Raw genomic sequence first — 12,404 nt, forward strand, 5'->3', positions numbered from 1 at the left:
TGATACCGTTTTGGTGTTCTTTTGGAAACATCGAGATCCAGACAAGGGCAGTAGGGCCCTGAGTCCACTGATGAGCCAACCTCAGCCAATCTAGCCGCGCAGGCGACCGGAGCGCAGGATGCTGATGACGAGCCACAGCCCCAACAGGCTGGCCGCCCCGAACAGGAGTTCACTCAGCCCAAAGACCTGAAACCGCTGCGTCTGAGCCGAGATGATGGCGGCCCCGACGATTAGAGAGCCGACCACAATGCTGTAGGAGAGGCGGTTGGCCGACTGATCCAGGCTGCTGCGGATCCCGTCCAGCTCTTGGATGGTCAAGTTCCAGCGCTGGGTTTCCGAGGTGATGCGGCTGAGCAGCAGCTCCATCTGGCGCGGCGATTGCAGAGAGAGATTTTTCAAATCCAAAGCCGTGCGCAGCAGCGAAGGCAGAGGGGCCTCCCCCAGCAATTGCGCCCGAAACACATCCGCCATCAGGGGGCGAAGCTGCTCCGGCAGGTTGTAGTCGGGGGTGAGCTGGCGGGCGATCCCTTCCAAATTGGCCAGCGCCTTGGCACAGAGGCCCAAATTGCCGGGAATGCGGATCTGGTTGCGCCGGGCCGCCTGCAGGATCTCAGAAAAGAGCTGGCTGAAGTTGAGTTCCGCAATGCTCAGGGTGTAGTACTGCCGCAGAAGGCGCTCGTAGTCGCTTTGGAGCTGGGCCAAGCTAACCGGCTGCTCCCGCAAGCGGGCCGTGGATCTTTCCGGCAGGGCCAACTCCAGGGTCAATTCGGCACAGCGCTGGGCATCGAGGCTGACAATGGCCAGCATCAGCTCCAGCAGAATCTGCTGCGTACGCGGATCCAGCCGCCCAATCATGCCGCAATCCAGCAGGGCTACGCGACCGGATCCCAAGTAAAAGAGGTTGCCGGGGTGGGGATCGGCGTGGAAATAGCCATCAATGCAGATCTGCTGGAAAAAAGCGCGGGTCAAGAGGCGGGCGATGTTTTCCGGGTCCGCGTCGCTGCGATCCGCCTCCAACAGGGGCCGGCCCTCGATCCACTCCAGCGTCAACACCTTTGGCGTAGTGAGAGGCCAATGGATGCGCGGCACCACCAGTTGGGCCGGATCAAACCAACGCCCCTTTTGCAACTGTTGGCGGAGCTGCTCGGTGTGGCGGGCCTCTTGGGTAAAGTCCAGCTCTGCTTGAATGGCCCGGCAGAACTCATCCGCCAAGGCCACCACATCTGCCAACCTGCCGAACTCCGTTTGCGCCACCAGCTCGGCAATGCCCCGGATTAGCCGCGTATCCCGCTCCACCACCGCCTCCAGCCCGGGCCGCTGGATCTTGAGGGCCACCCACTCGCCGCTGACCAGACAAGCCCGATGGACCTGGGCAATGGATCCCGCCGCAACCGACTCTGTGTCCAGGCTGCTGAACACCTGCTCCAACGGCTGCCGCAACTGCTGCCGCAGCAGGATCTCCACCGCATTCCAGGGAACAGGAGGTACGTCGGCCTGCAGAGTGCTGAGGGCCTCGATGTACTCTCGCGGCAACAGGTCCGGACGGGTGCTCAGCAGTTGGCCCAGCTTGACATAGACCGGCCCCAGATCCACCAAAATGTTGCGCAGCACCATCGGCGGGGGCAGTTGGGGTTCCCCAGCCTTGCCAAAAGAGAGCAAGCGGCGCATGTAGTCCCAACCGTGGCGCAAAACCACCTCCAGGATCTCGGCCTGACGCGCCCCACTCTGGGCCAGACGGGCAAACATCGCAGTCTCTCTCCCTGGAAGTCCAATGGCAGAGAAGCCCGATCCCTAGAAAAAGGGGATAGGGGCCACCCTACGGGTTCCATCCCAGCCGGTTTGCAGCCCCTCCCGCAACACCCGCAGCACCTCATCGGTATCGGCATTGGGCTGGGCAAAGGAGAAAACATGCTTGAAGCGCAGTTTGCCCTCCCGATCCACAACGAACTGGGCCGGCAGGGGTGCTCCCAAAGCTTGGCCAACCCCATAGAGGCGGAAGGTTTTGCACTCGGGATCCACCAGCAGCGGGTAAGGCAGCTGCAGGTCTGCTTGAATCTGCTGGCTTTGAACCGGATCAGTGCTGGTGACCATCAGCAGCTCCGCCCCCAGAGCTTGGATCTCCCTGTAGCGGGCTTTCAGCTCTTGGATGTGGGGGTAGCAAAAAGGGCAAAACAGTCTTTCGGTGAAGATACGAGTAAAAGCCAGAACCACCGGCTTTTGGCCGCGGTAGTCCGATAGCCGCACGGGATCCCCTTGCACGCGCGGCAGCTCAAAATCGGGGGCAATCTGGCCGATTTCCAGAGAAGTGTTGGCTGGTTGGGGGATGAAGTTGTCGGCAAAGCGACGGTTAAACAGTCCGCTGTTGCTGGTCATTGCAGTTTTTTACGTTTCTTTACTACTTGCCACCAGCCTAACCCAAAGCCTCGGCCACCGCCTTCAGCCGTCGGAGCTGGGCCCGCATATCCTGCTGGGTCGGCCCTGCTGCCAACAGGTAAAACCCTGCCGCCACCCAGGGACTGGGGATGCGGAAGTTGAAGCAATTGACTAGAAGGGTACCCCCCGGCTGGGGATGGCATTCCCAGCGGTCGGTTCCTTCAAAAAATCCCTTAAACTGCCACTGCACCAAGCCTTCTGCCCGCTCTGTAATCACGCAATCCAAGCTGGGGGATACAAACGGCAAGCGAAGGAAAAAGCGGTAGCGGCTGCCCAATTCCGCCAGAGGGGATCCCACCGCCTCACAGCCCAACAGCGGGTTGAGCCAGCGCTTCATCAACTCCAGGTCGGTGAGGCAGCGATCCACCTGGGCCACGCTGGCCGCAATCGGAATTGACTGGGTGTAGACAGGCATCCTCAGGGGGAAGTTGGGGGAGCGAGCTTGGCCGCAGAGAGGTCTTCTGCCGTGGCAGAGGGGGATACGGTGCTCAGCAAAATCAAGATATCGCGATATTCCACCTGATCCGGCCCGCGACGGGGGGATCCCACTTGCACCACCGCCTGTTGGAGAGGCTTTTTGGGGTGGGGGGGAGACTCGAACACCAAGGTGCGGATCCCATTGGCCTGCTCGATGTCCGAGAGGATGTCCCAGCCCCGGCCCCACAGGGTGCGGCGATAGTAGGCGGCAATCGCCTCCAGAGGCTGAGAGGTCTGCAAGATCAGGGAAGCAAGGCCCCCCTCTCGATCCCGAATCTGTCCCGAAGAGATGATGGAAGCGTTGGGCAACTGCAAGTGAGGGGGAAACTGAGGGGGAAGAGCGCGGGTATCCCCCAGGGAAGCCTCAAAGTGCGTGCCATCTTTGCCGATGTGACGCCGCACGGGATCCTGATCCACTTCTTGAGCAACCGGATCAGGCATCTTGCGGCAGGCCACGAGGGATCCCGCCAACAGCCCCAGGGTTAGCCGAGTAAGAATAGGCAAAGAACTTGGCCCCACTGACGTGAACCGCTCAAGACGGGGATTTTTTCTCATCCGTTGGCCAGGGATCCCTGACTGGGTTATAGCGGATCCCGCCTTTGGATACAACCAATCTCCCTTTCTGGGCCAAGTTCCAGAGCAGCCATCATTCGTCGAGCCAGGGCTGACAACTGCACACCAGGTGGCGATCCCCGTAGGCGTTGTCGATGCGGCTGACGCTGGGCCAGAACTTGTGGGCCTTGACCCAAGGGAGCGGGTAGGCGGCCAGCGAGCGAGGATAGGGGCGATCCCAGTGGTCGGCAGCCACCACCTCGGCGGTGTGGGGGGCCAACTTGAGGGGATTGCGCACCGGATCCATCTCGCCTCGCTCAATGGCGGCAATCTCCTGGCGGATGGCAATCATCGCCTCGCAGAAGCGATCCAGCTCCTCCAGAGATTCGCTCTCGGTGGGCTCCACCATCATTGTCCCCGGCACCGGCCAGGAGATGGTGGGGGCGTGGAAGCCATAGTCCATCAGGCGCTTGGCCACATCTTCCACCTCGATGCCAGCGCTTTTTTTCAGGGGGCGCAAATCCAAAATACACTCGTGGGCCACCCACCCCCCCGGCCCCTTGTAGAGCACTGGGTAGTAGGGATCCAACCGCTTGGCGATGTAGTTGGCGTTGAGGATGGCCACTTGGCTGGCCAGGGTGAGGCCGGCGGATCCCATAAGGCGAATGTAGGCCCAGGAGATGGGCAAAATGCTGGCACTGCCCCAGGGGGCAGCGCTGACGGGGCCGTTACAACCGGGCAAAACAGGATGGCCAGGCAAATAGGGCACAAGGTGGCGGGCCACGGCAATGGGCCCTACCCCCGGCCCACCTCCCCCATGGGGAATGCAGAAGGTCTTGTGCAGGTTGAGGTGGCAGACATCGGCCCCCAGCTCGGCAGGACGGCAGAGGCCCACCTGAGCGTTGAGGTTGGCCCCATCCATGTACACCTGTCCCCCCGCCTCGTGGATTATCTGGCAAATCTCGCGGATCCCTTCCTCAAACACACCGTGGGTAGAAGGGTAGGTGATCATCAAGGCGGCCAGCCGCTCCCCGTGCTGCTCCACCTTGGCCCGCAGATCCTCAATGTCGATATTGCCGGCTTCATCACAAGCTACGCTCACCACCTGCATCCCCGCCATCACGGCGCTGGCCGGGTTGGTTCCGTGGGCCGAGGTGGGGATCAAGCACACCTGCCGCCGGCTTTCCCCTCTGGCTTGGTGGTAGCGGCGGATAGCCAACAGGCCGGCATATTCCCCCTGAGATCCGGCATTGGGCTGCAGAGAAACTCCGGCAAAGCCGGTGATCTCCGCCAGCATCTTTTCCAACTGGGCAAAGAGGGCTTGGTAGCCGCGGGCCTGCTCCAGGGGCACAAAAGGATGGAGCTGGGCAAACTCCGGCCAGGTGACCGGCATCATCTCCACCGTGGCGTTCAGCTTCATGGTGCAAGAGCCCAAGGGGATCATGGAATGGGTGAGAGCCAGATCCCGGCTTTGCAGGCGGTGGATATAGCGCAGCAGCTCAGTTTCCGAGTGGTAACGGTTAAAGACCGGATGGGTGAGGTAGGGGGTGGTGCGCAGGAGCTGGGGCGGCAGGCTCTGGCCCAAGTCCAGCTCTGGGCTGTCGGGATCCCAAGCTGGCGGTAAGGACTCCGTTCCGCTGCGGGGAAGGGTTCCGGCGAAGATCTCCCACAGATCCCGCAGATCCTGAGCGGTGGTAGCCTCATCCAAGCTGATCCCCAGCGTCCGGTCATCGATCTGGCGTAGGTTGATCTGTCGCTGGGCAGCGCCGGCCTGGATCGCCTGCACCTGCTCTGGAGAAGCTACCTTGACCCAGAAGGTATCGAAGAAATGCTCGGGCCCCACCTCATAACCCAACTGGCAGATCCCAGTGGCCAAGTGATGGGCCTGGCGGTGGATGCGCTCGGCTATGTGTCGCAAGCCGCGGGGGCCGTGGTAGACGGCATACATAGAAGCCATCACCGCCAAAAGCACCTGGGCAGTGCAGATGTTGCTGGTGGCCTTGTCCCGCCGGATGTGCTGCTCGCGGGTCTGCAACGCCAAGCGCAGGGCTGGCTTGCCTTGAGCATCCTGAGAAATCCCCACCAGCCGTCCTGGCAGCAGCCGCTTGTGGGCCTCGCGGGTGGCGAAGTAAGCCGCATGGGGGCCGCCATAGCCCAAAGGCACGCCGAAGCGCTGGGTGGATCCCACCACGATGTCCGCTCCCCACTCTCCCGGCGGTTGCAATAGGGTTAAGCTGAGCAGGTCGGCAGCCACCGCCACCACCATCCCCTTCTGGTGAGCCTGCTCCACCAACTGCCGGTAGTCCCGGATTTCCCCAAAGGTGTTGGGATATTGCAACAGCAGCCCAAAGCCCTTCTCCGGGCAAAACTCCGCCAGATCCGTCACGCGCACCTGGATCCCCAAGGGCTCTGCCCGCGTCTGTACCACGGCAATCGTCTGGGGATGGCAGCCCCGATCCACCCAGAAAACTGGGGATCCCCTGCCTGCCAAGGTGTAGGCAAGAGCCATGGCTTCGGCGGCTGCGGTGGCCTCGTCCAGCAGGGAAGCATTGGCGATCTCCATCCCCGTCAGGTCGATCACCATCGTCTGGAAGTTGAGCAGGGCTTCCAACCGTCCCTGGGCAATCTCAGCTTGGTAGGGGGTGTAGGGGGTGTACCAGGCAGGGTTTTCCAGGATGCTGCGCTGAATCACCGGCGGCGTCAGGGTGTTGGAATAGCCCATGCCCAAAAAGGAGCGCCACACCTGGTTCTGGGCAGCCATTGCCTGCAGTTCCGCCAACACCTGCAGCTCAGGGCAAGGGGATCCCAATTGCAAAGGCTGGCTGCTGCGAATGGCCGGCGGCACCGCCTTCTCCACCAGCTCCTGCAGCGAACTCAGCTCCAACACTTGCAACATCTGCCCAATTTGCCGGGCATCCGGCCCAATGTGCCGCCTGAGAAAGAGTTCGGTCTGCCCCAGCAACTCCAGCTCCGGAGAAGGCGTGGGTTGTGGGATCCCTGGAGATGGATCCCGGCTGGGGGGGTCAAGTCGAGTCGAGTGGAGAAGGGCCAAGTCGGACATGGTGCGATAGCCGAGAAAGGGAGAGCAAGAAAGACTGTCTCCTGATCATAGTTGTTAAAAATTGTTTCTGTCGGGATCCAAATCCTGTCTTGGCCCTCGATTCGGGGTGGAGGGGATGAGACACTAGATGGTCGGAGAATGTTAGCAACCTATACAGATGAGCCTTTTGGATTCTGCTTGGAGAAGTGATGCTATGCGCTGGCTGCTGTCCATCTTGGTTCGTGTGGTGTTAGTGCTCTGTCTGTGCTTCGCTCCTTTGGGGATCCCTGTTGTGGCCAGGGCCGCAGAGCTTCCCCCGGTAAAGCACTTGGACACTCCGATTGACGTGAACAACACCATCTTGCGCAACTACCGCCAACTGCCCGGCTTCTATCCCACCCTAGCTCGCATCCTGGTGAAGAACGCTCCCTACAGGAGCCTGGAAGATATGTTGCAGATCTCCGGTTTGACGGAGCAGCAAAAGGCCCTGATCAAAGCCAACGCCGAGAACTTCGTGTTTGGCGAGTATCAGGAAGGGGCTAACCAACTGGAAAACCGCATCAACCAAGGGTACTACGGCTGATCTCGGCAGAGGGGCCATCGGGAGAATCGGCTTTTGTAGGAAAGGGATCCTGTGGCCTACGATAACGTCTGCAAGTACTTGGTGGAATGGTTCCCCGAGTCCTTTGCCCGGTGGCTACTGGGATCCCCGGTTCCCTTGATCCAGCTCCAGCCAACGGAGCTCTCCAGCGAGCCCATTCGCGCGGACTCCCTCATCCTGCTGAGGGCCCAAAACCTGATTTTGCATCTGGAGTTTCAAACCGATCCGGATCCCGACATTCCCTTGCGCATGGCCGACTACTGCCTGCGCCTGTTCCGTCGCTATCCCGACCAGGAGGTGCGGCAGATTGTCATCTACCTGAGAAAAACCCAGTCAGAACGGGTGTACCAAACCTCTTTTCAACGGGGATCCCTTTCTCATCGCTTTGAGGTCTTGCGCCTGTGGGAACAAGATCCAGAGGTGCTATCCCGATACCCAGGCCTCTTGCCCTTGGCGGTACTGGCAGAGCCGGACAATCCAGAACCCCGTCTGCGGCAGGTGGCCAGAGCCATAGCTGAGATGGAGGATCCCAAGCTGCGGCAGGAGTTGAAAGCGGCCACTGCCGTCTTAGCAGGATTAACATGGACGCCAGAGGAAATCAGCAGGGTTCTGGGAGGTTTGGCTGTGCGGGAATCGACCATCTATCAGATGTGGCGAGCAGAAGCCCTCAAAGAAGGGCGAGAGGAGGGCCTGAAACAAGGTCTAGAGCAAGGTCTGCAACAGGGTCTGCAGCAAGGTCTGCAACAGGGTCTGCAGCAAGGTCTGCAGCAAGAAGCAGCTCGACTGACTCTGAGTCAACTGCGGCGCAAGCTGGGATCTTTGCCGGAAGACCTGTCTGAAACCATCCGCCTCTTACCTACCGAGCAACTGGAGGCTTTGGCGGAAGCGCTGTTGGACTTCCAAACCCTGGCCGATTTGATCCAATGGCTCAGGGAGTCATCATCCAACTAGGGTTTGCCGTCGCGGCCTTTTCCAACCTCACAGGACTCTGTGGGTGAGTTAGGATCCCTGTTACTCAGATGGACTCGATGAAACGGCCACAGGTTTTGATCTGTGGCTACTACGGCTACGGCAATGCCGGCGATGAGGCGTTGTTGCTGGCTCTCTTACGAGAGCTAGAGCAGTTGCCCAGCCCCGTACAGCCGGTGGTGCTCTCCCGTCGCCCTGCCGAAACGGCTGCCACCTATGGGGTGCTGGCCTATCCGCGCTTCAACAGTTTGGCTTTACGGCGCTGTCTCCAGGAGGCCCAGGCTTTCATCTGGGGTGGAGGTGGCCTGCTGCAGGATCGCACCAGTTGGCGCAGCCCTCTCTACTACCTGGGGGTGATGGGCCTAGCCCAGCGATGGGGGCTAAGAACCGTTGCCTGGGCCCAAGGGATCGGGCCGCTGCAGCGGGGGTGGATTCGCGCACTAGCCCGCCGGTCTCTGGCAGGTTGCACGGCCATCAGTGTGCGGGATGGGGTTGCCTCCCAATGGCTGCAAGAGTGGGGGATCCCTCACCAGGTGGCTCCGGATCCCGTCTGGAGTTTGCCGTCCAAAACCTTGCCGGAATGGGAAACGTGGCCTCAGCCCCGCATTGCTGTGGTCTTGCGTCCGCATCCGCAACTGACTGGAGCCTGTCTAGAAGCTTTGAGCCAGGGTTTACAGCGTCTCCAGGCTTCCACGGGGGCATACCTTCTCTTCGTGCCCTTTCAGCTGGCTCCTCCCGGATCCCCTGACCTTGGGCCAGACTACCACTTGGCTCAGCAGCTTCAGCAGCGCCTACCCCACCGTAGCCAAGTGCTGGAAATTCGGGATCCCTGTCTATTGAAAGGAGTCTTTCGGGGTGTCAGGCTGGCGATCACCATGCGCTACCACGGATTGGTGATGGCGGCGGCAGAGGGCTGCGCCTGTTTTGGTCTCAGCTACGATCCCAAGGTGAAAACGCTGCTCCAGGAATTGGGCATGCCTGGCTGGGATCTGCAGGAGATGCCCACCGATCCTGAAGCCTTACACCAAGCTTGGCTGGCCTGCTACTCAGAGAGCCTAGCTCTCAGCCCTGCCCAAGCTGACCTGTGGGCGAGGCAATCGGCTCAGCACGCTCAGTTGTTGAGACAGCACCTGAAGTGGGGTTGATGGGGTTGCCTGGAGAAGTTGCTGCCAGGGCGAATTCCGGTAGCGGTTCTTCTGGAGAGCCGCTTTACCCCAAAAGTAGGGGGGCACGGTGTCCCCGAACCAAAGCGCTGCGTGCATCCGCTTGAGGAGGCCCCCAATTCATTGAGGGGAGGACGTCACCTGAGAGGGTTTTGGGGGAGAAACTCCCGATCCAGGGGCAGGGGGGCGACAGGTTGGGTGAGGGTAAATTGGCCGCTTTCTATCCATTGCTTGAGGATTTCGGCAATTTGCATGGAGCGGCGCAGGCTGGCCAGAGGGGCAGTGCGAACCTTGCGGCCATTGAGGGTGATCTGGCCGGATTTGAGCTGGGCATAGCTCACTAAGCCAAAGGTGGGCCGCACCCGGCGGGGAATGGAAAAGTCGATCACCGGTGCAACCAGTTCTTCATCCCGGATGGCGATGGCCTCCAAATCCGCAGGAGCGAGGATGGGGATGGGGATCCCGACCCCCAACATCAAGCTGGGGCCGTAGTTGCGGAAGTAGCAGCCCCTCACCCATTCCGCCTGCATTTGCTTGGCATCCCCAATCAGGGCTAGAGTGGCCGCCGGGCCGATGGGAGTTTGGTTGGGCAATCGCTTTTGCAGCGGAAAGTGTTGGGTGCCCTCCCAGGCGACGTAGCCGATGCCGCCTCCCAAAAAGATGCGGCTGCCGATCCCCACCCGGCGCAACAGGGGATCGTTCAACAAGGGGGATAGCTCTCCCGGGTTGGAATAGACGGCATTGCCCAGATGCGGTTCCAACAGACCCAAGTAGGTGTACAAAGGCCGATCCCCGCCGTTCACCCCGACGATGAAGTTTTGGTAGGCATTGCGGGGGTTGAACAGGTAAAACTGGTTGAGCTGATCCCGAGTCAGGGTGGTCTCGTAGTCGGCGCGGGGGTAACAATCGGTCACTTGGCCGATGGCCCGCAAATGGACGCGCTTGCCCGCCACCAGGTCGGCAATGACATGGCCGCCCCCATAGGCTTGATCCGCTTGCTCGCTGGGTTGGGCTGCCCCCAGGTAAAGATCCACCGCGCCAAATCCGGCATAGGCCGGTACCCCGTTCAGCCAAGCTTGGCGAATCTTGATGGGCGGATCCGTATGGCCCAGGTTCACAATGGCTCCTGAAGACTCCATTGGCTCAAAGGTGCCGGTGGTGATCACATCCACCTGCTCAAAGGCTTCCTGGATCCCCAAGGTGGCCAGCTTGGCTTTGGCTTCCAGGGCCGTCCACACCCGCACCTGGCCTTTGGCAATGCGTTGGTTAATCTGGTCTAGGGTTCTCTCCATGGGATGTGAAGATCGCAATGGTTGGTCGCGTTGGCGGTGTGGAGCACTAGGCAGTCTTGATCGCTTGATCGTCGAGGGATCCGCTCCCATCTTGAATTCTCTCGTGAGGCAGCTCTTGGGACTGGCTCAATGAATAGCTTAAATGGACGGGGATCTGGGCCGGTGGGGCTTAAGGGGATCCGGCAGTATGGGCCGCTTTTGCCGGCGTTGGGGTTGGTGGGCCTGCTCTACGGCGGGGGGCTGCTGCTGGCTCTGGCCCAGAGTGTGGGCCTCTACGGCCTGGGCGAGAGGGGGTTTACCCTGCAGGGGTATGGGGAGCTGCTGCGGGATGCGGAAGTCGGGGGATCCCTGTTGCTCAGCCTCAGAATCGCTCTGTTGGCAACGGGGTTGGCGCTGCTTTTGGGGCTGGGGCTGGCGCTGCTGTTGCGGGGGGTGGGGGGGTGGGCCATCTGGCTTGGCCAGTTGACGCTGCCGATTCCTCATTTGGTGGGGGTGGCGGGGATGCTGCTGCTGCTGGGGCCCAGCGGTTGGCTGGCGCGGCTGGCCTTCCAACTGGGCTGGATTGCCTCGGATCAGGATTTTCCCTTGTGGGTGAACGACCGCGGCTATGTGGGGGTGTTGCTCTATTGGCTTTGGAAGGAGATCCCGTTTGCCGCTCTGGTGGCGCTGACGCTGCTGCGCGGGATGGGATCCGAGCTGGAGCAACAGGCTCGGCTGCTGGGGGCTTCTGCCGCCCAGACGTTTTGGTATGTAACGCTGCCCTTGCTGAGGCCGGGGCTGCTGGCCACCGGGATTCTCATCTTCGGCTTTGTCTTCAGCGCCTTTGAGGTTCCCTTGCTCTTAGGGCCCACCTACCCGCGCACCTTGCCCGTTCTGATCTATCAGCGCTTCACCCACATCAACCTGGAGCAGCGGCAGCAGGCGGTGGCGCTGGGGATCATCCTGCTGGCTGTCTCGGCAGCGGTGGTCAGCCTAATCGGAGGGCTGTTTGCAGCCAGAGTATCCTTTCTGCAGCTGCCGTTTGGCTCAGCGGGACGGAGTCCTTGGAGAAAGCCGTGAAAGGACGCAGATGGATTGGGGGATCCCTGCTCCGCCTTGGGGTGGCCGGAGTGGCCCTCCTTTGGGCTTTGCCCTTTGGGGTGCTGGCCCTTTGGGCCTTCACGCGGGCCTGGTATTTTCCCGATGCCCTGCCCCGGGCATGGAGCATAGCCGGTTGGCAGCAACTGCTGAGCTGGGGATCCCAGTTCCGGGCAGCCTTCGGCCAGAGCTTGCAAATTGCCCTGTTTACCACCCTGCTGGCCTTGGGGGTGGGGATCCCGGCAGGGCGAGTTTTGGGCACCCGTCCCGTGCCTGCCTGGCTGCGCCTGCTGCTGCTATTGCCCATCATCACCTCTCCTTTGGCCGTATTGATGGGCATCCAAGGGGTGCTGATTCGCCTGCGGCTGGACAGTACCCTGCTGGCGGTGGTTTTGGTGCATCTGATCCCCACCATTCCCTACATGGCTCTGGTGATGGGCAGTGTGTTCGCCCGTTTCGACCGCGGCTACGAGGCGCAGGCCCGCTGTTTGGGGGCGGATCCCTGGCAGGTGTGGTGGCAGGTAACGTTGCCCCTCATTGCCCCTGGGGCAGCCATTGGGGCGGTATTTGCCTTTTTGATCTCCTGGAACGAATTTTTGCTCACCTTCTTCGTCGGCGGTGGGCGGGTTCTCACGCTGCCGATGCTGCTCTACAGCCTTTTGCAAGGGGGAAACAATACCCTGGTGGCTGCAGTGGCCTTCCTGTCGCTGCTGCCGGGGTGGTTGGCCTTGCTGGGGGCCAGCGTCTGTTTGGGGCAGGCCATCGGGCTACCCCCCACAGAGGTTCAAGAGGGGGAGAGC

The 12,404-nt window shown here is 61.1% G+C and carries 11 protein-coding genes; 5 read left to right on the forward strand and 6 right to left on the reverse strand.

Going from position 1 to position 12,404, the window contains the following annotated elements; genetic code table 11:
* Positions 1-90 precede the first annotated feature (90 nt).
* The 5 genes from NW820_RS04910 to gcvP form a co-directional block, all read right to left on the reverse strand.
* On the reverse strand, positions 91-1,746 hold the full coding sequence (locus NW820_RS04910; RefSeq protein ID WP_414388937.1) for an ABC1 kinase family protein: 1,656 nt from the start codon (positions 1,744-1,746) through the stop codon (positions 91-93).
* 45 nt (positions 1,747-1,791) lie between these two features.
* A complete protein-coding gene (locus tag NW820_RS04915; RefSeq protein ID WP_414349927.1) occupies positions 1,792-2,373 on the reverse strand; it encodes a peroxiredoxin family protein in 582 nt (193 codons plus the stop codon).
* Between the two features lie 37 nt (positions 2,374-2,410).
* Complete coding sequence (locus NW820_RS04920; protein ID WP_414343614.1) at positions 2,411-2,848, reverse strand: SRPBCC family protein; 438 nt, start codon at positions 2,846-2,848, stop codon at positions 2,411-2,413.
* A gap of 2 nt (positions 2,849-2,850) precedes the next feature.
* A complete protein-coding gene (locus tag NW820_RS04925; protein ID WP_414406845.1) occupies positions 2,851-3,414 on the reverse strand; it encodes a hypothetical protein in 564 nt (187 codons plus the stop codon).
* A 142-nt stretch (positions 3,415-3,556) separates the two neighbouring features.
* On the reverse strand, positions 3,557-6,523 hold the full coding sequence (gene gcvP / locus NW820_RS04930) for an aminomethyl-transferring glycine dehydrogenase (RefSeq protein WP_414406846.1): 2,967 nt from the start codon (positions 6,521-6,523) through the stop codon (positions 3,557-3,559).
* 193 nt (positions 6,524-6,716) lie between these two features.
* Between gcvP and psbU the strand changes: the two genes are divergently transcribed.
* The 3 genes from psbU (at position 6,717) to csaB (ending at position 9,217) form a co-directional block, all read left to right on the forward strand.
* Positions 6,717-7,085 (forward strand): photosystem II complex extrinsic protein PsbU, encoded by a 369-nt coding sequence (gene psbU, locus NW820_RS04935; protein ID WP_414406847.1) that lies wholly within the window; start codon positions 6,717-6,719, stop codon positions 7,083-7,085.
* 51 nt (positions 7,086-7,136) lie between these two features.
* Positions 7,137-8,054, forward strand: a complete 918-nt coding sequence (locus NW820_RS04940; RefSeq protein ID WP_414406848.1) for an Rpn family recombination-promoting nuclease/putative transposase — start codon at positions 7,137-7,139, stop codon at positions 8,052-8,054.
* Between the two features lie 77 nt (positions 8,055-8,131).
* Positions 8,132-9,217 (forward strand): polysaccharide pyruvyl transferase CsaB, encoded by a 1,086-nt coding sequence (gene csaB / locus NW820_RS04945; RefSeq protein WP_414406849.1) that lies wholly within the window; start codon positions 8,132-8,134, stop codon positions 9,215-9,217.
* A 155-nt stretch (positions 9,218-9,372) separates the two neighbouring features.
* Here the strand turns inward: csaB and NW820_RS04950 are convergent, their stop codons facing one another.
* Positions 9,373-10,527, reverse strand: a complete 1,155-nt coding sequence (locus tag NW820_RS04950) for a homocysteine biosynthesis protein (RefSeq protein WP_414381633.1) — start codon at positions 10,525-10,527, stop codon at positions 9,373-9,375.
* 129 nt (positions 10,528-10,656) lie between these two features.
* On the opposite strand from NW820_RS04950, the gene NW820_RS04955 reads away from it, so the two are divergent.
* Together NW820_RS04955 and NW820_RS04960 are read left to right on the forward strand one after the other, a co-directional pair.
* A complete protein-coding gene (locus NW820_RS04955; protein WP_011431804.1) occupies positions 10,657-11,586 on the forward strand; it encodes an ABC transporter permease in 930 nt (309 codons plus the stop codon).
* The coding region (locus NW820_RS04960; RefSeq protein WP_414330751.1) for an ABC transporter permease at positions 11,583-12,404 on the forward strand (822 nt) is incomplete at its 3' end. The genes NW820_RS04955 and NW820_RS04960, both read left to right, overlap by 4 nt.

This window comes from Synechococcus sp. R55.7, from assembly GCF_047461955.1.
Lineage (GTDB): Bacteria > Cyanobacteriota > Cyanobacteriia > Thermostichales > Thermostichaceae > Thermostichus.